This is a genomic window from Streptomyces sp. NPDC005774 (genome assembly GCF_042871645.1).
Lineage (GTDB): Bacteria > Actinomycetota > Actinomycetes > Streptomycetales > Streptomycetaceae > Streptomyces > Streptomyces pratens.
In genome coordinates this window covers 1-21,560 of the sequence record NZ_JBIAIV010000059.1, presented here as the reverse complement: position 1 = coordinate 21,560, position 21,560 = coordinate 1, and the positions used below count along the sequence as shown (strand labels likewise).

Annotated in this window: 24 protein-coding genes, 2 tRNA genes and 1 pseudogene; 17 read left to right on the top strand and 10 right to left on the bottom strand. The window is 70.6% G+C overall.

All coding sequences use genetic code 11. The annotated features are described in order from the left end of the window. Nucleotides 1–199: 199 nt before the first annotated feature. Both ACFYQA_RS33945 and ACFYQA_RS33940 read right to left on the bottom strand, forming a co-directional pair. Nucleotides 200–811: a GNAT family N-acetyltransferase gene (locus ACFYQA_RS33945; RefSeq protein WP_388926245.1), complete on the bottom strand. Its 612-nt coding sequence runs from the start codon at nt 809–811 to the stop codon at nt 200–202. Further along, nucleotides 804–3,065 (bottom strand): penicillin acylase family protein, encoded by a 2,262-nt coding sequence (locus ACFYQA_RS33940; RefSeq protein WP_388926302.1) that lies wholly within the window; start codon nt 3,063–3,065, stop codon nt 804–806. Before ACFYQA_RS33940 ends, ACFYQA_RS33945 begins: the two co-directional genes overlap by 8 nt. A 75-nt stretch (nt 3,066–3,140) precedes the next feature. Between ACFYQA_RS33940 and ACFYQA_RS33935 the strand changes: the two genes are divergently transcribed. From ACFYQA_RS33935 to ACFYQA_RS33925, 3 genes are all read left to right on the top strand, one after another. After that, nucleotides 3,141–3,863, top strand: a complete 723-nt coding sequence (locus ACFYQA_RS33935) for a siderophore-interacting protein (protein ID WP_388926299.1) — start codon at nt 3,141–3,143, stop codon at nt 3,861–3,863. Between the two features lie 281 nt (nt 3,864–4,144). Beyond that, nucleotides 4,145–4,441, top strand: a complete 297-nt coding sequence (locus ACFYQA_RS33930; RefSeq protein ID WP_055572735.1) for a type II toxin-antitoxin system VapB family antitoxin — start codon at nt 4,145–4,147, stop codon at nt 4,439–4,441. Nucleotides 4,442–4,693: 252 nt separating this feature from the next. Then, entirely contained in the window at nt 4,694–5,314 is a 621-nt protein-coding gene (locus ACFYQA_RS33925) for a LytR C-terminal domain-containing protein (RefSeq protein ID WP_388926296.1), read from the top strand. Nucleotides 5,315–5,492: 178 nt separating this feature from the next. Here the strand turns inward: ACFYQA_RS33925 and upp are convergent, their stop codons facing one another. Next, nucleotides 5,493–6,128 (bottom strand): uracil phosphoribosyltransferase, encoded by a 636-nt coding sequence (gene upp, locus ACFYQA_RS33920; protein WP_055608876.1) that lies wholly within the window; start codon nt 6,126–6,128, stop codon nt 5,493–5,495. A gap of 136 nt (nt 6,129–6,264) precedes the next feature. Between upp and ACFYQA_RS33915 the strand changes: the two genes are divergently transcribed. The 8 genes from ACFYQA_RS33915 to ACFYQA_RS33880 all read left to right on the top strand — a co-directional run bounded on the left by ACFYQA_RS33915 (nt 6,265) and on the right by ACFYQA_RS33880 (nt 11,034). Further along, entirely contained in the window at nt 6,265–6,552 is a 288-nt protein-coding gene (locus ACFYQA_RS33915) for a hypothetical protein (protein ID WP_388926242.1), read from the top strand. Nucleotides 6,553–6,926: 374 nt separating this feature from the next. Continuing rightward, nucleotides 6,927–7,469, top strand: coding sequence for a hypothetical protein (locus ACFYQA_RS33910; protein WP_388926239.1), 543 nt, complete (start codon nt 6,927–6,929; stop codon nt 7,467–7,469). 59 nt (nt 7,470–7,528) lie between these two features. Beyond that, nucleotides 7,529–7,960, top strand: coding sequence for a tRNA adenosine(34) deaminase TadA (gene tadA / locus ACFYQA_RS33905; RefSeq protein WP_386405099.1), 432 nt, complete (start codon nt 7,529–7,531; stop codon nt 7,958–7,960). A gap of 66 nt (nt 7,961–8,026) precedes the next feature. Continuing rightward, a tRNA-Ser gene (locus ACFYQA_RS33900) sits at nt 8,027–8,111 on the top strand. A 122-nt stretch (nt 8,112–8,233) separates the two neighbouring features. Continuing rightward, on the top strand, nt 8,234–8,410 hold the full coding sequence (locus tag ACFYQA_RS33895; protein WP_388926236.1) for a hypothetical protein: 177 nt from the start codon (nt 8,234–8,236) through the stop codon (nt 8,408–8,410). Continuing rightward, entirely contained in the window at nt 8,410–8,703 is a 294-nt protein-coding gene (locus ACFYQA_RS33890) for a Dabb family protein (RefSeq protein WP_388926233.1), read from the top strand. Before ACFYQA_RS33895 ends, ACFYQA_RS33890 begins: the two co-directional genes overlap by 1 nt. Nucleotides 8,704–8,865: 162 nt before the next feature. Next, a complete protein-coding gene (locus tag ACFYQA_RS33885) occupies nt 8,866–9,876 on the top strand; it encodes an RNA polymerase sigma factor SigF (protein ID WP_388926292.1) in 1,011 nt (336 codons plus the stop codon). 246 nt (nt 9,877–10,122) lie between these two features. Next, nucleotides 10,123–11,034 (top strand): RNA polymerase sigma factor SigF, encoded by a 912-nt coding sequence (locus tag ACFYQA_RS33880; RefSeq protein WP_388926230.1) that lies wholly within the window; start codon nt 10,123–10,125, stop codon nt 11,032–11,034. A 149-nt stretch (nt 11,035–11,183) separates the two neighbouring features. On the opposite strand, the gene ACFYQA_RS33875 is transcribed toward ACFYQA_RS33880, so the two are convergent. Beyond that, nucleotides 11,184–11,381 (bottom strand): hypothetical protein, encoded by a 198-nt coding sequence (locus tag ACFYQA_RS33875; RefSeq protein WP_388926227.1) that lies wholly within the window; start codon nt 11,379–11,381, stop codon nt 11,184–11,186. A 365-nt stretch (nt 11,382–11,746) separates the two neighbouring features. On the opposite strand from ACFYQA_RS33875, the gene ACFYQA_RS33870 reads away from it, so the two are divergent. The 3 genes and pseudogenes from ACFYQA_RS33870 (at nt 11,747) to ACFYQA_RS33860 (ending at nt 14,815) form a co-directional block, all read left to right on the top strand. Continuing rightward, nucleotides 11,747–12,325: a MarR family winged helix-turn-helix transcriptional regulator gene (locus ACFYQA_RS33870; RefSeq protein ID WP_388926224.1), complete on the top strand. Its 579-nt coding sequence runs from the start codon at nt 11,747–11,749 to the stop codon at nt 12,323–12,325. 13 nt (nt 12,326–12,338) lie between these two features. Next, nucleotides 12,339–14,099, top strand: a pseudogene (locus tag ACFYQA_RS33865) (MDR family MFS transporter); the annotation flags it as partial. Between the two features lie 245 nt (nt 14,100–14,344). Beyond that, nucleotides 14,345–14,815 carry a PPOX class F420-dependent oxidoreductase gene (locus tag ACFYQA_RS33860; protein WP_388926221.1) on the top strand — a complete coding sequence of 157 codons (471 nt, stop codon included), beginning with the start codon at nt 14,345–14,347 and terminating at the stop codon, nt 14,813–14,815. A gap of 123 nt (nt 14,816–14,938) precedes the next feature. Here ACFYQA_RS33860 and ACFYQA_RS33855 read toward each other — a convergent pair whose 3' ends face one another. From ACFYQA_RS33855 to ACFYQA_RS33840, 4 genes are all read right to left on the bottom strand, one after another. Then, complete coding sequence (locus ACFYQA_RS33855; RefSeq protein WP_388926218.1) at nt 14,939–15,679, bottom strand: response regulator transcription factor; 741 nt, start codon at nt 15,677–15,679, stop codon at nt 14,939–14,941. A 108-nt stretch (nt 15,680–15,787) separates the two neighbouring features. Then, nucleotides 15,788–16,735 carry an amidohydrolase family protein gene (locus ACFYQA_RS33850; protein WP_388926215.1) on the bottom strand — a complete coding sequence of 316 codons (948 nt, stop codon included), beginning with the start codon at nt 16,733–16,735 and terminating at the stop codon, nt 15,788–15,790. 106 nt (nt 16,736–16,841) lie between these two features. Continuing rightward, nucleotides 16,842–17,741, bottom strand: coding sequence for a DUF2797 domain-containing protein (locus ACFYQA_RS33845; protein WP_388926212.1), 900 nt, complete (start codon nt 17,739–17,741; stop codon nt 16,842–16,844). 89 nt (nt 17,742–17,830) lie between these two features. Continuing rightward, entirely contained in the window at nt 17,831–18,235 is a 405-nt protein-coding gene (locus ACFYQA_RS33840) for an HGxxPAAW family protein (RefSeq protein WP_388926209.1), read from the bottom strand. 100 nt (nt 18,236–18,335) lie between these two features. Here ACFYQA_RS33840 and ACFYQA_RS33835 point away from each other — a divergent pair, with 100 nt between their 5' ends. The 3 genes from ACFYQA_RS33835 to ACFYQA_RS33825 all read left to right on the top strand — a co-directional run bounded on the left by ACFYQA_RS33835 (nt 18,336) and on the right by ACFYQA_RS33825 (nt 19,943). Then, nucleotides 18,336–18,812, top strand: a complete 477-nt coding sequence (locus tag ACFYQA_RS33835) for a MarR family winged helix-turn-helix transcriptional regulator (protein ID WP_386404974.1) — start codon at nt 18,336–18,338, stop codon at nt 18,810–18,812. A 109-nt stretch (nt 18,813–18,921) separates the two neighbouring features. Then, a complete protein-coding gene (locus tag ACFYQA_RS33830) occupies nt 18,922–19,359 on the top strand; it encodes a hypothetical protein (RefSeq protein ID WP_388926205.1) in 438 nt (145 codons plus the stop codon). 35 nt (nt 19,360–19,394) lie between these two features. After that, nucleotides 19,395–19,943 carry a potassium channel family protein gene (locus ACFYQA_RS33825; RefSeq protein WP_388926202.1) on the top strand — a complete coding sequence of 183 codons (549 nt, stop codon included), beginning with the start codon at nt 19,395–19,397 and terminating at the stop codon, nt 19,941–19,943. 150 nt (nt 19,944–20,093) lie between these two features. Here ACFYQA_RS33825 and ACFYQA_RS33820 read toward each other — a convergent pair. Continuing rightward, nucleotides 20,094–20,162 (bottom strand) — tRNA-OTHER (locus ACFYQA_RS33820). Between the two features lie 313 nt (nt 20,163–20,475). After that, nucleotides 20,476–21,153, bottom strand: a complete 678-nt coding sequence (locus ACFYQA_RS33815; protein ID WP_360036341.1) for a GAP family protein — start codon at nt 21,151–21,153, stop codon at nt 20,476–20,478. Between the last annotated feature and the right edge of the window lie 407 nt (nt 21,154–21,560).

Here is a 21,560-nt window from a genome sequence, read left to right as displayed (position 1 = left end):
TCGCTCGCCGCCTCGCTGCGCCGTCGCTGCACGTCGTTCCCACCTCCCCGGCAATCCGGCTGTCCGGCAATCCGGCAATCCGGCAATCCGGCAATCCGGCCATCCAGATGTCCGGCCATCCGGCTTCAGATGGGGTACGGACGGGGGGCGCGGAATGCTCACCGCCCCGGCGGGACGACGATCCGCCGACCGGTCGGCATCACCGGCCTCCCAAGATCGTTTCCCGTGTGAGAAAAGCGAGTTGGGCCTTCTTCTCCGGCAGGTACACGTCCGGAAGATCGATCTCGGGCAGGACGACCTCGGGGCCCGCCGTGAAACCCTGCCGCAGGAAGCGGGCGACCGCCTTCTCGTTGGCCACGTCCGGGTCGACCACCACGCGCCTGCGGTCCAGGCCCAGCAGGGCGAACCCGACCATGACGGCCAGCAGCGCGCCGGTCCACCCGGGACGCACCCCCTCCGGGCCGGCCGGTGCGATCAGCAGGTGGATGCCGATGTCGCCGGGCTCGACGGGGTAGCAGTCGCCGACCCGGTCGGCCTCCGGCTCGTACGTCTGGAGCAGCGCGGCCGGCTCGCCGTCCTTGACGACGAGATACGCGTGGTGGGTGTCGAGCGTGTCCATATGGGTGTAGATCTCGGCCACCTGCCGCTCGGTGAGGCCGTTCATGCCCCAGAAGAAGGCACGTCCGCCGCTCACCCAGCGGTGCAGGACGGCCGCGTCCGCCACCGGGTCGAGCGGCAGCACGCGTACGGAGCCGAAGCCGTCGGCCATGTGCTCGTGAACGGCCGCGCGGGACGCGTACGGGTCAGACATCGGTCTCCTCCTGAAGCTCGTCGAGCCCATCCGTCTCCTCATGAGTGCCCCGGCCCCCGCCCTCGCCCCCGCCCCCGCCCCGGACCACGTCCTCCCTGCGGAGCCCGTCCCAGTCGGTGACGACCGGGATCAGGCCCCCCGCGAGCCACAGCGGCAGCTGGTCGCGGTGGTGGGGCGAGTCCGGGACGCCCGAGGCGCCGAACGGCACCACCCAGCGGCTGTCCTCGCGGCGGGCCAGGTCCCAGACGTAGCGGGCGGCCGGACCGCGCGCCGCGAGGTCGGTGAGGCCGGGCACGGAGGAGGTGGACAGCACGCAGTCGTGGTCGCCGGACAGCGCGGGTTCGTCGTACGGCGTCGTGGGCGCCACGGCTCGCCAGGGTGCCAGCCGGTGGGTGTCGCCCCAGGTGCCGGCCGGTGGCCGGGCCGCCACCTCCTCCAGCGCCGCGCGCACCGCCGCCGGGCGGTCGATGCCGTACAAATCCTTCGCGGTCAGGAGGTGTTCGAGCGCGTAGCCGATCCGCGGGACCAGCGCGAGCCAGGGCTGGAACACCTCCGGGCAGGCCGGGGGCGTGGCCAGCCGGGCGAACGCGGAATGCCGCGCGAGCTGCCGTACGAGCGCGCCGCGCACCGCCGCGTAAAGCGCCGCGCCGGTGCTGTCCGCGTCCATGTGCCGGTCCCAGTCCAGCAGCCGGTCGCGCAGGCCGGCCGCCGGACCGGTCAGATCGTCGAGGACGGCGACATGGTCCAGCAGGACTGCGGCGGAGGCGAGGTGGGTGTCCGCGTGGAGGGCGGGCATCTCGGCGGCCGACCAGCGTTCCCGCCGTGCGAGCAGCGCGGCGATACGGTCGGCGCGGTGCGGCGCGGCGAACTCGACGCCGAGGGGGGCCGCCGGGCCGCGCTGGTTCGCCATCACGGCGACGCCGTCGGTCAGCCCGGCGCGCGGCGGCTCGTGCCACCCCTGCCAGTCGTGGCCGGGTTCCCACGCGGGCACCGGACGGATCCGGTTGGCCTCGGCCCGTACCGGCACCCGGCCTGCCACCCGGTGCAGCGTGCCGCCCTCGGTGTCGGCGGCCTGGACCACGTTGACCGGCTCGGCCCACAGGTCGACGGCCCGGTCCACGTCGGCGACCCGGCGGGCCCGCAGCAACGGCAGCAGGGCGCCGAAGCCCAGATCACCGGTGACGCGGGGCGGGTAACGCAGGGCGAGGGCGACCGGAGGAGCACCGGGCTCGGACACACCGTCCTCCAGGCCCTCGGGGCCGCCGATGATCACCGGCCCCCGGTCGGTCTCGATCACCTCGACCTCGACCGGGTCCTCGCCGGCGACCTCGATGGTCTCGGTGTGCCGGGCGGCCCGGTGCCAGACACCGTCCGGGCCGAGCGCCTCCACGCCTGCGCCGGTGCGGCGCAACTGCTCCCGGTACAGGTCCTGGTAGTCGGCCATGGCGTTGGTGATCGCCCAGGCGACCGAGCCGGTGTGGCCGAAGTGGGCGATGCCGGGAACGCCGGGCACGGCGATGCCGACGACGTCGAACTCCGGGCAGGACAGGTGGATCTGCTGGTAGACGCCGGGGTCCTCGATGAAGCGGTGCGGGTCCCCCGCGATCACCGCCCGCCCGGTCACCGTCCGTTCCCCGGCGACCAGCCAGCCGTTGCTTCCGGAGGTGCCGGGGCCGTCGGCGGCGAACAGCCCGACGGCGTCCCGCCCGAGACACTCGACGACCCGCTCGCGCCAGAGCTTCGCGGGGAACCCGGCGAACAGGATGTGCGTGGAGAGCCACACCGCGAGCGGCGTCCAGGGCTCCCAGCGGCCGGGCGTGAGGGCGACACGGGCGAATTCGGGGGCTGCGGCGGGTTCGAAGGTTGTTGCAGGTCCGGGGACCGGGACGGGTCCGGGGACCGGGACGGGTCCGGGGACCGGGGAGGGGGAAGCACCCGGGGCCGCCAGCCCTTCGTTGACCCCCTCCACGTATGCCCGGAGCCACTGTCCCGTCTCCGGGTCCCGCCGGTCCAGTTCGGCGAGGCAGCGGCGGGCCGTGTCGGCCAGGCGGACCCGGCGGGCGAGGCGGTCCCAGGGGAGGGCCTCGGGGCCGAGGAAGGACGCCGAGGTGCCCTGCGCCCTGTGCCGTTCGGTCTCCAGTTGCCAGGCCCGGTCGAGGGCGGTGACCCGGCCCTGGAGACGGGCGAGTTCGACGGCGTCACCCGCGCGCAGATGCGGAATGCCCCAGGCGTCCCGGAAGATCTCGCCGGTCACTGTGCCCCCATTCACTTTAGGTTAGGCTCCCCTAAGTGAGCCGTGGCGGAATCGTACGCGAAAGGCGAACGCGCGATGGGGCAGGGGCGGGGTTGGGAGGGGGCGGTCCTCAAGCTGATGCGCGCCAAGGACTTCGAGTTCACGGTGACGCGCACCGAGGACGTCACCCCCGACTACCGGCGGCTGCGCTGCACCGACGGCGGCATGCTCGCCTCGACCGGCGTCCACCCGACGATGTGGGTGCGGCTGTGGTTCGACAACGCGGGCAAGCCGCACCAGCGGGCGTACACCCTCGTCGACCCCGACCCGGCGGCCGGCACCTTCGCTCTGGAGTTCGCCCTGCACGAGGGGTGCGCCGGCGACTGGGCGCGGGCGGCGAAACCCGGGGACACCATCGGGGCGACCGTCCAGGGGACGGGCTTCGAGGTGCCCGCTCCCGCCCCCTCGCACGTCTTCGTGGTGGGGGACCCGGCCTCCCTCCCGGCCATCAACTCCCTGCTGGGTGCCCTGGGAACCGCACCGGCGACCCTCTGGTTCGAGGGCACCCTGGACGGACTGCCCTGCCTGGCCGACCCCGAGCGGCACGAGGTGCGCGAGGTCCCGCGCCTCGGCTCCGGCGCCCACCTCGCCGAGCGGGTCCGGGCCGACCTGCCCGACCTGCTGCGGGCCCACCCCGACCCGTACGTCTGGGTCGCCTGCGACACCGCGACCACCCGGACCCTGTCGGCGTTCCTGCGCAAGGAGCTGGGCGTGCCCAAGCAGCGGATGCACACCCTGGGGTACTGGCGCACGAGCTGACCCGCGGACACGTCGGTCATCGAGGCGCGGACATCGCCCTCGCCTCACCCAGGGCCCTGTCGCCACCGACGACGCCGGCCCCGACGCCGACAGTGCCCGGCACGGGGTGTGCGCCGGCGAGAAGCGGCTGAAGCTGCTGAAGGACCCGCCCGGGTCGGCCGGCAGAAGGCGCGGACTCTCCTCGCCCATTTCCACTTCATCCCGTTCTGGGGTGGTTTTTCCCGTGTCGTACTCCGCCGCCATGGCTGCGCCCGGAACGTCTGGGCCGGTAGGCTTTCCGTGTGATCTTCAAGCGCATCGGAAACGGCCGGCCGTACCCCGACCACGGCCGGGAAAGCACCCGGTCGTGGGCGGACGTCGCGCCGCGCCCGGTCCGCCTCGATCAACTCGTCACGACGAAGCAACAGCTCGACCTCGAGACCCTCCTCGCCGAGGACTCGACCTTCTACGGCGACCTCTTCGCGCACGTCGTGAAGTGGCAGGGCGATCTGTATCTGGAGGACGGGCTGCACCGCGCGGTACGGGCGGCGCTCCAGCAACGTCAGGTGCTGCACGCACGCGTCCTCGATCTGGGCTGACACTCCCCGCCCGCAGACCAGTGCCCCACCGGCCGGCGCGCGGGCGGCTCCGACCGGCGCGCGGGTGACACCCGTCGGTACACGGAGGGCACCGGTCCATCACCGAGGCTTCTCGATCCCGCCGGACGCACCTCTTTCGGCACAAGGTTTGACCCTTTCGGGTTGGACTGCGCACTATCGAATGATCATCTGGTAGGCATCGTCGCCGGAGCGCATTACGCTGCGCTCATGAGCATGCTGACTCCTCCCGGCATGGGCGGCCAGTACCAGATCCGGGGTGACAAGTACCCGCGGATGCGCCGACCCCGACGCCGCGGCAGGCTCGTCGTCCTGACCATCGCCTCCGTCACTGCGCTCGGCGTGGCCGGCTGGGGCACACTGCAGCTCTTCGACGTCTTCACCGGTGGCGGCAACCCCGCCTCCGCGGTCGGCGTCAAGGCGGGCTGTGCCACCAAGGCGAGCCCCTCGCCCAGTCCGAGCCCCAGTGCCGCGCTCCCCGGGCCCGACCGGATCACGGTCAACGTCCTCAACGCCACGACCAAGTCCGGCCTGGCCAAGAAGACCGCCGACGAGCTGAAGAAGCGCGGTTTCAAGATCGGCGACGTCGGCAACGCGGCCAAGGAGTACGACAAGAAGGTCAAGGGCGCCGGTGTGCTCCTCGGCCCCGCGTCCGCCCTCAAGACCTCGCTGCCGGTGCTCGGCACCCAGCTCGCCGACGCCGAACGCCGCACCGAGGCCTCCCGCAAGGGCGGCGAGATCGACCTGATCATCGGCGACGCCTTCACCCGGCTGACGGCCAAGGCGGACGCCGACCGGGCCCTGGCCGCGCTGAACGACCCCGCGCCCGAACCCACCGCGAAGAAGAGCTGCTGACGCCCGAGACGGAGTCAAAGGCAGGAGCAGAGCAGAGACGGCCGCCTCCGAGCTCAAGGACGGAGCTCGGAGGCGGCCGCTTCGTCCTGTGGTCGTCGCGTGGTCGTCCTGTGGTCGTCGCGCGAACGGGTGGACCGGTCCGGTACCGCCGCCCGTACGCGTACCTACGGCGGACGGCCTATTCGGCAGCCCCGTACATCCGGTCCCCCGCGTCTCCGAGGCCCGGCACGATGTAGCCCTGCTCGTTGAGGCGCTCGTCGACCGACGCCGTCACGACGGTCACCGGCGTGCCGGCCAGCTCGCGCTCCATGACCTCGACGCCCTCGGGAGCGGCCAGCAGCACCACCGCGGTCACATCGTCCGCGCCCCGCTTGATCAGCTCCTGGATCGCGGCGACCAGCGTGCCGCCGGTGGCGAGCATCGGGTCCAGCACGTACACCTGACGCCCGGAGAGGTCCTCCGGCATCCGGGTGGTGTACGTCGAGGCCTGCAGCGTCTCCTCGTTGCGGATCATGCCGAGGAAGCCCACCTCGGCGGTCGGCAGCAGCCGGACCATGCCGTCCAGCATGCCGAGACCGGCTCGCAGGATCGGCACCACCAGCGGGCGCGGGTGGGAGAGCTTGACGCCCGTGGTCCGCTCCACCGGCGTTTGGATGTCGACCTGCTCGGTGCGCACGTCGCGCGTGGCCTCGTAGGCGAGGAGGGTGACCAGCTCGTCGGCGAGACGGCGGAAGGTCGCGGAGTCGGTGCGCTGGTCGCGCAGCGTGGTGAGCTTGTGTGCGACCAGGGGGTGGTCGACGACGTGGAGACGCATGTCCCCACATTAACCGGGCAGGAGTGGGCCCGGCTCCCCCGCACACGGCAAGCCCCGTTGCTCGCCGCCACTCCTTCGCTGGCGTCAAACCGCCCGTCCGGGGAAAGTGGGAGTGACGGACTGGGGTGATGAAGCAATGCCTGAGCGGAATTCCCGAGACGCGCCGTCGGCACGCAAGACACCCGGCGGCCCACTCGGCGCGCCCGGAGTGACCCGCGCATCGGAGGTGTCCGGAGCGTCCGGGGTGCCCGGCATGACCGGACCGCCCGGGGCGGACGAGACGGACGCCGAGCGGAGGCGGCGGCGCGCCCGGTTCCTGCGCGAACTCGCCGAGGCCCGGGAACTGCGCGACCGGGTACAGCCGCGCCGCGCCAAGGCGGCCCGGCTGCGGCACGCGATGCGCATGCGGACCTTCCGCTGGTAGGAGGCCCACGGCCACCCAGGACGGGACCGCTCCTGGTGAACGGGATGTCGTGAACACGGTGGACACAGGCCCGGCTGCGGGAAGATCGCGGCCCATGCGGGTGTTTGCCTCGTGGCCGTACGAGCACGGGAGTCCGATCCGCGTACGATCCGCTGTGGCGGCGGCGAGCGCGCCGACGGGTCCCGGGCAGGCTCCGGGGGACACTCGGCGGCACGGGGTCAAAACTGCCGGACACAGGGAGCCGAAGACGTCCCCTGTCGGTCTTGTTTCTGCCACGATTCCGAATGGGCGGGGCTCGTAGAACACTCCTCGTCCACACACCTCCGCCGGGGGGATCCCCAACCGGCACACCTAAGACCAGTGGGAGAGTCACGGTGTACTTCGCCGCACTGCTCGCGCGCACCGAAGACGGGTGGGAAGCGAGCGACACGGAGCTCGACGATGTGGAGACCCTGTCGGATCTGGCCGACCTGGCCCGGGAAGCCGCCCCCGACGAGGACACGGTGCTCGTGCTGATCGAGCAAGAAAACGGCTGGTTCGGCGTCGTCCGCGTGGACGGCGAGGACGACCCTCGTATCTACGTGTCCGACGCCGCGGCCGCCGCCCGCAGCAGCTACGGCGAGATCCTGCTCACCGACGAGCTGCTCGGCCGGGAACCCGGGATCGACGGCCCCGACCTGGACGCCCTCGACCTCGACGGCACGGAGGACGGTGAACCGGACGACGCCGACACCGGCGAGGACGGCGCGGCGGACACCGGTTCCGCCGATTCCGTGCCGCACGGGCCGGTCGGCGACGCCCTGGTCCTGGACGACCTGGGCGTGAGCGAGCAGGACCTGCGCTCGCTGTCCGGGGACGCCCTCGGCGAGATCGCCGAGGTCCTGGGCGCCGCAGAGGTTCTGGAGACCGTCCGCTGACCGGGCCCACCCCGCCCGACCCGGTGCGCGATCCGGTGCGCGATCCCTGGCGGGCCGCGATGCGGCTCGCCCTGGACGAGGCCGAGCGGGCCGTCCGGAGCGGGGACGTACCCGTCGGCGCGGTCGTCCTGGCACCGGACGGCAGCACCGTGCTGGCCTCCGGGCACAACGAACGCGAGGCCGCCCGCGACCCCACCGCGCACGCGGAACTGCTCGCCCTCCGGCGGGCCGCCACGACGCTGGGACAGTGGCGGCTGACCGACTGCACCCTCGTGGTGACGCTGGAACCCTGCACCATGTGCGCGGGCGCGATCCAGCAGTCCCGGGTCGACCGGATCGTCTACGGCGCCCGGGACGAGAAGGCGGGCGCGGTCGGCTCCCTCTGGGACGTCGTCCGCGACCGGCGGCTCAACCATCGGCCCGAAGTCGTCGAAGGAGTGCTCGCCGAGGAGTGCGCGCGCCTGCTCACGGCGTTCTTCCGGAACCGCTGACGCGGGGCCGCCGCACCCCGAATACCGATTTCAAACCATCGCGCCGTTTGCTGTAAGGTCTCTCCCGGTAGCGTGTCCGAGCGGCCGAAGGAGCTCGCCTCGAAAGCGAGTGTGGCGCAAGTCACCGTGGGTTCAAATCCCACCGCTACCGCTTCTGAAGGGCCCCGTCGTCAGACGGGGCCCTTCGTGCGATCATGGGCCCGCTCGGCAGCAAGGGTGACACCTGTGCACAGCAGTGACACCAGTGCGCAACAGTGACAGGGGAGGGCCGCGATGGCGGTGAACGCGAAGAAGGTCGCCGTCTACGTCCTCGTGGTCTTCGCGCTGTACGTGATCATCACGGATCCCGACAAGGCGGGCGACTACGTCCGGATAGCGTTCGAGGGCATATCCGACGCCGCGACCGCTGTCGGGGACTTCATGACCTGGCTCGCCGACGGAGGAGACTGATGATCCGCCACCTGGTCCTCTTCAGGCTGAACGAGGGCGTGGAACGCGACGATCCGCGCGTCGTGGCGGGCGAGGAGGCGTTCCGCTCGCTCGAGGGCAGGATCCCGGAGATCCGCTTCTGGGAGTGCGCCTGGAACATCAGCGACCGCCCCATCGCCTACGACTTCGCCATCAACTCGGCGTTCGACGACGCCGACGCGCTGCGCCGCTACGTGGAGCACCCGGACCATCAGGCGGGCGTCGGCCTGTGGCGCGAGTTCGCCACGTGGGTGATCGCCGACTACGAGTTCTGAGCCTCCGCCCCAGCAGCCCTCCGTCGCAACGACGGAGGGTTTTTGCGCATTATCGGTACGAATTGACCTCAACACGGAATATGCGGTGCTTGCACACGACGAGCATGTCTTGTGATGCTATGACCGCTTTTGACGGATGAGTCGACCGATGAAGAGGTGGCGTTGACCGTGTCGGCCAGTACTGCGCCGCCCCAGGACCAGGTGTCCGCCCTGACTCCGGCTCCGGCTCAGTCCCCGGACACCCCGACCCCACTCGTCGGCCCACCCTGCGCCGCCCCTCCCGCCTCCACCTCCCTCTCCGCGCCTCCTCCCGCCTCCCCCTCCGCGCCTCCCGCCGGCCCTCTCTCCAGCACGCCCGCCGGTCCGCCCTCCGCCACACCCCCGCCCGCCGCCCTGTCACCCGCCAAGCGCCGCGGGGCGGACACCCGGGCGCTGACCCAGGTGCTCTTCGGCCAGCTCAAGAACCTTCAGCCGGGCACGCCGGAGCACACCCGCGTACGCGCCGCGCTCATCGAGGCCAACCTGCCGCTCGTGCGCTACGCGGCCGCCCGCTTCCGCTCCCGCAACGAGCCGATGGAGGACGTGGTCCAGGTCGGGACCATCGGGCTCATCAACGCCATCGACCGTTTCGACCCGGAGCGGGGCGTGCAGTTCCCGACGTTCGCGATGCCGACGGTGGTCGGCGAGATCAAGCGGTACTTCCGCGACAACGTCCGCACCGTCCACGTACCGCGCCGGCTGCACGAGTTGTGGGTGCAGGTCAACAGCGCGACCGAAGACCTCACGACCGCCTTCGGGCGCTCCCCGACGACCGCCGAGATCGCCGAACGGCTGCGCATCACCGAGGAGGAGGTGCTCTCCTGCATCGAGGCCGGGCGGTCGTACCACGCCACCTCCCTCGAGGCCGCGCAGGAGGGCGACGGCCCCCCCGGACTGCTCGACCGGCTCGGCTACGAGGACCCGGCACTGGACGGCGTCGAGCACCGCGACCTCGTCCGGCACCTACTCGTCCAACTCCCCGAGCGGGAACAGCGGATCCTGCTGCTGCGGTACTACAGCAACCTCACCCAGTCCCAGATCAGCGCCGAACTGGGCGTCTCCCAGATGCACGTGTCCCGGCTGCTCGCACGCAGCTTCCAGCGCCTGCGGTCCGCAAACAGGATCGACGCGTAACTCCTGAGGGCGAATCGCTCACCAGTACCTTTACTCACGCTTCTGGCCTGAAACCACGTCAGACCCCTTGTTTCCAGGGCTGATTCACCCTGCGGATGTCGACATGTCACTACAGCGCGTTGCCGACATGTGACATTCTGCCGGAAGCGCGTTTGCCGAAGCTCCGGCTCCGGTATTCAGGTGAAGGCTGCGTTCCTCGGACAGGAACGTTCGCCGCGACCGTCCCGCGACCCAATAGGGGGTGGCATGTCCGCAGACCAGGGCAGCTCGAAGGTGCTCACGCTCGCGGAGAGCGAGACAGCTCCCAATGCTCTCGACGTACTCGGCCCTATCGACGATGTCCCGGCCCTCGCGGCCGCGCCCGCTCCAGATCTTCCGGAAACACCGGCCACAGCGACCATCGACACCCGCACCCTGTCCCGCTCCCTGTTCCTGCGGCTCGCCGCACTCGACGAGAACAGCCCGGAGCGCGGCTACGTCCGGGACACACTGATCGAACTCAACCTCCCACTGGTGCGGTACGCGGCAGCCCGCTTCCGCTCCCGCAACGAGCCGATGGAGGACATCGTCCAGGTCGGCACCATCGGGCTGATCAAGGCGATCGACCGCTTCGACTGCGAACGGGGCGTGGAGTTCCCGACGTTCGCGATGCCGACGGTGGTCGGCGAGATCAAGCGGTTCTTCCGCGACACGTCGTGGTCGGTGCGCGTGCCGCGCCGGCTCCAGGAGCTGCGCCTGGCGCTGACGAAGGCAGGCGACGAGCTCTCCCAGAAACTCGACCGCTCTCCGACGGTCCCCGAACTCGCCGCGGTACTGGGCGTGTCCGAGGAGGACGTGGTCGACGGACTCGCGGTCGGCAACGCGTACACGGCGTCCTCGCTGGACTCCCCGGCACCTGAGGACGACGGCGGCGAGGGGTCACTCGCGGACCGCCTCGGCTACGAGGACACGGCACTGGAGGGCGTGGAGTACCGGGAGTCGCTCAAGCCCTTGCTGGCCAAGCTGCCGCCCCGGGAGCGGCGCATCATCATGCTGCGCTTCTTCGCCAACATGACGCAGTCACAGATCGGCGAGGAGGTCGGCATCTCCCAGATGCACGTCTCCCGGCTGCTCACCCGGACCCTGGCCCAGTTGCGCGAGGGCCTCATCTCGGACTGAGACACATCGATCGCCGGTAGCCATCGGTTCCCACCGTCGGCCACCGGATCGGACGCGGACCTACGGCCGCCGGGGCGCCCCTCACGGGCGCAACGGCGGCCTCCGTGTGTCCTGTCGGGTCGCGACAGGACACGACAGGCCCCGACGGATCAGCCCAGCGCCAGCCAGGCCACGGCCGCGACGACCGCCACGGCGACGACGACGCCGATGATCAGACCGATACGGGGACCGCCACCGCTCGTCGTGGCGGCCTGCTGCCCCTGAGGGGCCTCGTCGACGAACGCGCGGAACATCTGGGTGCTGCCGGCGGGGTCGTGGTTGCCCTGCGGGGGCTGGGAGTTAGCCATGGCCCGAGACACTAGCGAACTACCCACGAAGGCCCCAAGCGGGGGCGCCCTCAGAGCGGCCGCGCAGGGGCGCGTATGGGGTGCGTATGGGGTGCATATGGGGTGCGTATGGGGCACGCGCGCGAGCACGTGTCGCTCGGCGGGCGGTACGGGCTGAGCGCGGTCCGCGTGCGCCTCGTGAGCCGCGGAGCGTGGCCGCAGGGCCCGGCCGTTGGTACCGAGTGGCCGACAAACCCTCCCACCTGCGCGTTTGCGATTTACCATACGTGCCTTTGCCAAATTTTGAGACCCTTGCACCTCTTTCTTGTTTGCCTTCAGCAACCATCCACTTCTATCGTTGCCCTAAGCAACGAATGAGAGGTGTCATGGCCGAGCAGGCGCAGTACGAGGAGCTGGTACGGCAGCTCAGTGCCTTCAGCGCGGTGAAGCGAGAGCTGCGCCGAAGCATGCCGGCCGACTTCCACAGCGGATCCGCCGCCGTGCTGACGGCCCTCGGCCGCCACGGCGCCATGCGCATGAGCCGGCTCACCGAGCTGCTCGCCGTCGACCTCTCGGTCACCAGCCGCCAGGTCGCCCAGGCGGTCGAGCTCGGCTGGATCGAGCGGTCCCCCGATCCGACCGACAAGCGCTCCCGCATCCTGCGCCTGACCCCCGCGGGCCGAGTGCAGCTCGACGCGTTGTTCCGACGGGCCACCCAACTGCTCACCGAACGCCTGGACGACTGGTCCGGCGACGAGATCGTCCTGCTCGCCCAGCTCATGTCCCGGCTCCGGGACAGCTTCAGCGACTACCGGCCCACGCCCCGCGCGACACCACCGCCCAGCCCCGCATCCCCTGCGGCCCCCGCGCCGCCCGAGGCGGCCGCACCCTCCGAGGCCCCTGGGCCCCCGGCGCCTCGTACCCCCCAGGACACCGAGACCGCCCGTACACCCGCAAACGCGTAAGAGAAGGAAGCCCATGGCAACGACCACACCGACTGGTGTGCGGGCTCAGGCCGAGCGCGGGGGAGACTCCTCCGCGAGCGGCGCTCCCATGTCCCACCGGCAGATCCTGGAGGCACTGTCGGGCCTGCTGCTCGGCATGTTCGCCGCGATCCTGTCCTCCACCATCGTCTCCAACGCCCTGCCCGAGATCATCACCGAACTCGGCGGCGGCCAGAGCGCCTACACCTGGGTCGTGACGGCGGCACTGCTGTCGATGACCGCGTCCACGCCCCTGTGGGGCAAACTGGCCGACCTGGTCAGCAAGAAGACACTGGTCCAGACGGCCCTGGTCATCTTCATCGTGGGCTCCGTGGTCGCCGGCATGGCGCAGAACCCCGGCATGCTGATCACGGCCCGGGTCATCCAGGGGCTGGGCGCCGGTGGTCTGACCGCGCTGGCCCAGATCATCATGGCCGCGATGATCTCCCCCCGGGAGCGCGGCCGCTACTCCGGCTACCTGGGCGCGACCTTCGCCGTCGCGACCGTGGGCGGCCCGCTGGTCGGCGGCGTGATCACCGACATCTCGTGGCTCGGCTGGCGCTGGTGCCTTTACGTCGGCGTGCCGTTCGCGCTGATCGCCCTGTTCGTGCTGCAGAAGACCCTGAAGCTGCCGGAGACCAGGCGCAAGGTGAAGGTCGACTGGGCCGGCGCCTTCTTCATCACCGCTGCCGTCAGCCTGCTGCTGATCTGGGTCACCTTCGCCGACAACAAGTTCGCCTGGGTGTCCTGGCAGACGTACGCGATGGTCGGCGGCTCGCTGCTGCTCACCCTGGTCTTCCTGTTCGTCGAGACGAAGGCCGCCGAGCCGATCATCCCGCTGCGGCTGTTCCGTAACCGCACCATCACACTGGCCTCGGTCGCCTCGCTGTTCGTGGGCATCGCGATGTTCGCCGGCACCATCTACTTCAGCCAGTTCTTCCAGCTGGCCCGGAACGAGTCCCCGACCATGTCGGGTGTCCTCACCATTCCGATGATCGGCGGTCTGTTCGTCTCTTCGACCGTCTCCGGTCTGATCATCACCCGGACCGGTAAGTGGAAGTCCTGGCTCGTCGCCGGCGCCGCGCTGCTGACCGCCGCCCTGGGGCTGCTGAGCTCCATACGCTACGACACCCCGTACTGGCACATCGGCCTCTTCATGGTGATCATGGGCCTCGGTACCGGCATGATGATGCAGAACCTGGTGCTGTGCACGCAGAACCAGGTCGACCCGAGCGACCTCGGCGCCGCCAGCTCCGTCGTCACCTTCTTCCGGTCGCTCGGCGGCGCGGTGGGCGTCTCAGTACTCGGCTCGGTCATGTCGACCCGGATCGACCACTACGCCGAGGACACCATCGGCTCGCTGAGCCCGCAGGAGCAGGCCGCCGCCGCCCAGTCGGCCGGCTCCGGTGAACTGCCGGACATGGACCTGCTGCCCGACGGCATCCGCACCTGGCTGGAGAGCGCCTACGGGCACGGCATCGCCGACATCTTCCTGTACGTCGCCCCGGTCGCCTTCCTCGCCTTCCTGGTGACCCTGTTCATCAAGGAGGTCCCGCTGCGGACCTCGGGCGCGCTGGCCCAGGCCGCCGAGTCGCTCTCCGCCGCACCGGTTCCGGTGGCTGCCGGAACGACGGACGAAACCACCGGCGGGGCGGCCGAAGCCGGCACCGCCGACGTCCCGAGCCGGTCCGGCTCCGCTTCGGCCTCCGCCGGCGCCTACGGAGGCGGAAGCGGAAGCGGAAGCAGCAAGGGCGCAGGCTCCACCGGCTCCGGCAAGTAGTCCGGACTCCTTCGCCTTCGGACCACCCGACCCCGGCCCGCGGCGGGCGGCGCGCTCTTAGCGGAGGCGCGCCCCCACCGCGGGCCGGTCCTCTTCGCCAGGGTCCTCTTCGCCGGGTTCCTCTTCGCCAGCCCTCCTCGCCGGTACTCCTCCCGGGTCTTCGCCCCCAACGGCCGGGCGAGGCACCCACCGGCACCCGGCGTCGGTCCTAGGCTGGCGCCATGGCACCGAACATCGCGACGAACACCCGTGTCTCCCTCGACGAGTTGCTGGACTTCGTACGGCCCCGGCACCGCGCGATCCTGCTGACCCGGCGAACCGACGGAAGCCCCCAGGGGTCGCCGCTGACCTGCGGGGTCGACGACTCCGGCCGCATCGTGCTCTCCACCTACCCGGAACGCGCCAAGACCCGCAACACCAAGAGGGACGCCCACGTGAGCCTGATCGTCCTCAGCGACGAGTGGAACGGCCCCTGGGTACAGATCGACGGCACCGCCGAGGTCCTCGACACACCCGAGTCGGTGGAGCCGCTCGTGGAGTACTACCGGAACATCGCCGGCGAGCACCCCGACTGGGACGAGTACCGGGCGGCCATGGTCAAGCAGGGCAAGTCGATCATCCGGATCACCCCGGAGCGGTGGGGCCCGGTGGCTACGGGCGGCTTCCCGGCACGGCTGGTCGAAGGGGATTGACGAGCGGGCGGGGCGGTGGCACCGGGTGCCACCGCCCTCCGCCGGCTGCCCTGGCCGCCTTGGCTGCCCTGGCCCTCCTGAACCCCGGCCGACCCCGCCATGGACGCGGCCGTCGTCGTCCGCTCACGACACCGCGGGCTTGATCAGGTACCCGGCACCGCGCCGGGTGTGGATCATCGGCTCCCGGCCGGCGTCGATCTTCCGGCGCAGATACGAGATGTACAGCTCGACGACGTTCGCCTGCCCGCCGAAGTCGTAGGACCAGACCCGGTCGAGGATCTGCGCCTTGCTGAGCACCCGCCGCGGGTTGCGCATCAGGTAGCGCAGCAGCTCGAACTCGGTGGCGGTGAGGTGGATGTCCGTCCCGGCCCGGGTCACGTCGCGGCTGTCCTCGTCGAGCGTGAGGTCGCCGACGACCAGCATGGACTCCGGCCGGCGGTCGGCCGCGCCGGAACGCCGGATCAGGCCGCGCAGCCTCGCGACGACCTCCTCCAGGCTGAACGGCTTGGTCACGTAGTCGTCGCCGCCGGCGGTCAGGCCTGCGATGCGGTTCTCGACGGCGTCCCTCGCGGTGAGGAAGAGGACGGGCATGTCCTGCTGCTCGCGGCGCAGCCGCCCGAGCACGGACAGACCGTCCATGTCCGGCAGCATCATGTCCAGGACGACGGCATCGGGCCGGAACTCGCGTGCGGCCCGGACAGCGCTCTGGCCGTTCGCCTCGCTGCGGATCTGCCAGCCCTCGTAGCGCAGGGCCATGGACAGCAGTTCGGTGATCGGCTGCTCGTCGTCCACCACCAGCACGCGGACGGGGCTCCCGTCCGGCCTCAGCAGTTCGGTACGCCCTTGGGGCGAGGTCGTGGTCATGCTCCACACCCTCGCGGGAACCTCTGAGAGTGCCCTTTCGGAAGTCTGTGTTTTCCCTGAGAAGCCCTCCGGCGACTCCTCACTCCTCCATCCGCCTCGACGCTCTTGTCAGCAGGCGGCGCCGCTTCCGCTCCCGCTTCCGCCTTCGTTCCCCCGCAGGCCGAAGAGGCGGGCCGCGTTGTCGTGGCACACCGCCCGCAGCCATGCGGATCCGAGCCCGAGCCGCTCCAAGGCGTGGAGCTGATGGAGGTACGGGTACGGGATGTTGGGGAAGTCCGTGCCGAGCAGGATCCGGTCACCGAGGCCGGCCAGCCGGGGCAGGGCCCGCCGGGGAAACGGCACCATGCGCTCGGCGAAGTCGGTGAACGCCATCGTGGTGTCCAGCCGCACCTCCGGGTAGCGCTCGGCGAGGTCGAGGAAGTCCTCGTACTCGGGCATCCCGAGGTGCGCCACGATCAGACGCAGCCGGGGGTGCCGGGCCAGTACCCGCGCGATCGGCTCGGGGCCGGTGTACTTGCCGGGCGCAGGCCCGGAACCACAGTGGATCACCACCGGGACGCCCGCCTCGGCGAGCACGCCCCAGGCACCGTCGAGCAGCACGTCGGCCGGATCGTACGCCCCCACCTGCACATGCGCCTTGAAGACCCGCGCCCCCTCTTCGACTGCGTCCCTGACCAGGCTCTCGGCCCCGGGCTCGGGGAACAGCGTCGAGGTGTGCAGGCAGCCGGGCGTACGGCGGGCGAAGTCGACCGCCCAGTCGTTCAGCCACCGCGCCATACCGGGCTTGTGCGGATAGAGCATGGCCGTGAAGGCAGCCACCCCGAACTCCCGCAGCAGCTCGGCCCGTTCCCTCTCCTCCTGCCGGTAGGTGATCGGCCACTCGACCCCGCCGGTCAGCGGTCCGAGCGCGTCGAAGTAGGCCCACACCTTGCGCAGCACCCGCTCCGGCATGAAGTGCGTGTGCACGTCGACGAGTCCGGGAAGCCCGAGCCCCTCCCAGAAGCGCCGCACATCAGCGGCCTCGGCACGGGCTGGTTCCGTGAGGTGATGGCTCATACCGCCACGATCACCCGGGGCCCGGTCCCCGGTCCACCCCCTGCCGCCAGGACGGGCCGGCGCACCGGACGACCACCGCATGGATTGCCGAGGCCCCTCGCGAACATCAGAACAAGCCGTCCTGCACTCCCGCCCCCTCCCCCGCCCCGCCAGGCGTCTTGAGTGCCTTGAGCGCCTTGACCGGCACGTCGAACTCCCTGCCCTCCGCCGGAACCAGTCCCCACCCGGGAAGGAACCGCGTATCCAGCACCACCACACCGCTCTCCGTCGCCAGATGCAGATCCGGTCCGGCGGCAGCCACCAGTTCACCGCTCACCACGCCCCCGGGAACCAGCTCGCCCACTTCCCCGAAAGCGGCCGGCGCCCCCGCCAGCCCGAACATCCCGACCTGGTCGACGGGCCGGAACACCTCACGGTCCAGCGACTCCGGCCACCCGGCCAGAGCGACCGCCCTCCCGTGCAACTCCGCCAGCTCCGCAGCCCGTTCGCCCTCCGTACCCGGAAGTACCGCGCGTACCGCCCGCTTGTCCGCGTAGGGAACCCGGTCGGGCACCCGAAGTGCGGCGCGCAGCAGCTCCTCGGTGCGCCGTGCCGCCATCAGCGGGCCGGTCCCCAGCCAGCTGAAACAGACCGCCCCCTGCTCCAGCAGTCGCGCCGGGCCCCGCGCCACCCCGGTGATCCCGACCTTGACCATCCCGGGACCGAACCAGGCCAGATATACGCGGTACGGCCGCGGATCGTCCGCGAGGGTGTCGGCGGCCACGGAGTGCGCCCGGTCCAGCCGCGCGCACTCCTCGCACCGCGCTCCCGTGCCTCGCCCCGGCACCACCGCGCCGAGCGGACATACATGCCCCCGTGCCCCCACGCATGTACGCGCTCCCCCTTCAGCGACCGCGAAGGCCACCCGCTTCCCCCGGGTCAGCGCACTGTGCCGCCCGCCGTCCCACGCCAGCACGGGACCGCTTGCCGACCACCGCAGCCCCGAGCATCTCCACGCCTGTGCCATCTCCGACGAGAGTAGGGGCCGCCACTGACAACGGGCCACTGGCAACATGACTGGCAACGGACCACCGACAACGGGCCGTGCACGAAGCCTCAGCGCACGGAGCCACCGGCCCTCACGGGGCCCGGCTCCCCGGCACCGCTCCTGGGCACGGGGACGGAGCCGGGGAGGTGGGCGCCGGATTCCGCCACCGTGGTCCGGCCCCGGCCCGCCAGCCGGCATCCCAGGCACCCCGGATGTCCGTCCCTGGCCTCGGGGTCCCTGACCCGCCAGTCCCACTGCTCCCTCGGCCGCCGCCCTGTCGGCTTGCCCCATCCGGCCAGGTGCAGCGCCCAGGTGACGAGGAGGCCGAGCAGGACGATGCCCAGGCCGGCGGCCCGCGACACCCCGGATCCCGTGCACACCCCCAGTGCGAGAACGGCCGCCCCCACGGTGACGATCCCGAAACCGGTCCACCCGGCGACGGTATGCCCATGGTCATATTGATGTGCGCTCACGCACCTGCTCCTTCACACAGTCGACGGGCGCGAAAATATCTCACGACGTAAGCAATTTAGCGCAGAAAACCCTCACGCGCTAAGTGAAATGGGGAACACCATGCACGCGAAGCCGCGCCAGCCCGCCACGCCGGAGCAGGCGCTGTGGGCGATGGACCGCCTCATCGCGACCCACCTGGTGGGCCAGCACCGGATCGCCCAGCAGGTGGACCTGAACGTCACCGACCTGACCTGCTTCGGGTTCGTCATCGCGTCGGGCGACCACCTGCTCACGGCCGGGGAGCTGGCGGAACGCGTCCACGTCACGACGGGCGCGATGACCGGCATCCTCAATCGTCTGGAACGCGCCGGTTACATCACCCGCCGCCCCGACCCCGCGGACCGCCGTCGCGTCCGGGTGGCCGCCCAGCCGGACGCCGTGGCTCGCGTCCGTGAGATCTACGAGCCGCACTACGCCCGGCTCACCGCGCTCTTCGCCGACTACGGCCCCGACGAGATCGCCGTCCTGAGCGACTGGTTCACCCGCGCGAACGCCCTCGCGGCCGACTACCTCGAGGAGCACGGCCGCACCAAGTGACGAGGCGCGCGGCACGGCACCCGAGGTGCCGAGCACACCCCGGGGTGCAAACCTGGATGAGGAGACACACAGCTCGGGGACCACTCGGGGCAGCCGAAAGGGCGAGCACATGACGAGCAACGTCGGTGGAACGCGCCAGCAGCGGACCGGATGGGAAGCCCAGAGCGCCTGGGCGACGGGCTGGACCGGAGCCGCGGCGGTCCTGATGACGTTCGGCGGGATCATGGCGATCTTCCAGGGCATCGCCGCCATCGCCAAGGACGGCGTCTTCGTCACCACCCGCAACTTCACCTACGCGTTCAGCCTGACCGGCTGGGGCTGGGTCCACCTGATCCTCGGCGCCCTCGTCCTGGCCGCGGGTCTCGCCCTGTTCACGGGGGCGGCCTGGGCCCGCGTCGTAGGCGTCGCACTGGCCGGACTGAGCATGATCGCCAACTTCGTGTGGCTGCCCTACGCGCCGGTCTGGTCGATCGTCCTCATCGTCATCGACGGCTTCATCATCTGGGCCCTGTGCTCACCACGCCGCGAGACGACGCCCCAGACCTAGCAACACCCGTCCCCTCCACCCCTCCTCCCCACCCCATGGAAAGCAGCGGCAACCGCGAGCCGGCCACGGCACGGAGCCCTCTGTGGCGCTGGCTCGCCCAGGCTGTCGCCGCGACCCCTCTGGTCACCGCCTACTTCCTGCTCCCCCTCGACAGCCTGGGCCCCCGACACCCCACCCTGAGCTGGACCCTCTTCGGCTTGACCCTGGCTCTCATCGCCGCCCTGCTGCTCCAGCAGATCAACCACGTCCTCATGAACCATCCGCACGCCCGGCCCGGACTGGTCATCCCCCTGCTGATGAGCCTGTCCATCCTGGTCTTCGCCACGGCCTACCAGGGCCTGGCGCAAAGCCCCGGCGAACTCATCGGCCTCAACACCCGTCTGGACGCCCTGTACTTCACGATAGTCACCCTCGCCACCGTCGGCTACGGCGACATCACCCCGCACGGCCAGACGGCCCGCCTGGTCACCATGCTCCAGATCCTCTACACCTTCATCTTCCTCACCGCGGCGGCCACCGCCCTGAGCCACCAGATCCGCACCGTGCTCCTCCGCCGCAGAACCGACCACCACCACAAACCCTGACCCCGCCGACCTCACCCGTCCCGTCCCCCACTAGGTCCACCGCCGGAGTGAGCTCGCGCGAAGCCACGGGACCGGACCCCGGCCCGCCCTCTTCCCACTTCCCACACGACAAGAGCCCCGCTGGTTCAACCAGCGGGGCTCTTGTCTCTGTGCACTCGGCAGGATTCGAACCTGCAACCTTCTGATCCGTAGGATCGGGCAGCACGCTGTGACGAGTGCTGGCGGCCTCCTGCTCCGATCGCCCAGGTTAGCGATCATGCGTGTTCGTGTGTCGTCGTTGCCGTCAGAGCTGCCGTCAACTCCGAACGGGGCAGCATAGGCCACAGCTCACGCACCCAGTGAGTTACGACCTTCTCTACTGGTTCAAGGCGGCTCGCTCCGCTCGCCGCGCGCGGCACGGGTGCCGCGCACAAACAAGCAGCCGCCTGATGCCAGAGAAGGGGTACGTCGTGGCTGGGGCGGTCGGCTCCGCGGCTTTACGGAGCCACTTTGGCGCGAGCCTCGAAGCCGCTCCACCGACCTTCTCTGTCTATTAGGAGGCGAGGATCGAGATACCGTCACCGAACAGCTTCAAACCGAGAACGAAGAACAGGACGGCCATCACGGCGACGTTGTGCTGAGCTGCCCAGTCTTTCCAGTTGCCGAGCGTGGTCTTCGCCCGCTCTCCGCCGAGCAGGAAAACTCCCAGCGGAGCCAACAGGCCAAGGGTGGCGATCAGAACGAAGATTGCCAGCGATGCGATCTGCTGCCCGACCGGCAGCCCAGCTGAGCCGATAGAGGCGCCCGCGGCGATGGTCAGCGGGGCGTTCTTGGCGTTGAGCGCGGCCAGGGCCAGCCCGAGTGCGAAGATCTTGACCGGCGCGAGGCGGTCGATCGCACCCATCCACTTCGGCAGTTGGGCTTGTGACGGGTCTTTGGGGCGGCGGTGCCATTGCCGGGCGCCGAAGACGAGGAGGAACAGGCCCAGAGCGAGTTTGAGGGCTCCGACCCAGGTGGCCGGCTGATGGTGGGCTGAGGCACCCGAGGGGGAAGCGATCCCCAGCATGATCGCGCCCAGGGCCGAGAGTCCCAGGATCCAACCGACGGTGAAAAGGATCCCGTTGAGACGTCCCCGAGGCGTGGCGAGTATCAGGATGATTGCGATGATCGGGAGCGGGCTGACCGCGACGGCGGCCGCAAAACCCAGCACGTCACCGAGGACTTTGCCCATGGCTGCCTCCGTACAGGGGTCAGGGTGGCGATCCAGTTGAGCAAGGTTGGGCGAAAGCGAGAGCCACGATCGCCTGGGCAGCGCAACGGTTGCTCTGCGATCGGCTGTGCCGCTGGCTTCAACGACCGCGCGCAAGCGGCCCCCGAGAAAGGGGAAGGCGACGTACTCGACGCGTCCGGGTTCCATCGTCCTGCACCTGACCGGATCTGTCCTCGGGAATCTCTCGGACGGCGAAGGCCCCGGCATTCTCGTTCTCGACACTGAGGGGCAGATGGGACACGGAACGTAATCGGCCACTGTGTCCGCCCAAGTGTCAATGGCCATGAGTTAAGCCGTGTGGGGTGTGAGCTGGTGGAGCACGATGGTGCGGGTGACTCGGCGGGTGCCGGGGTCGGTTGAGCTGCGGG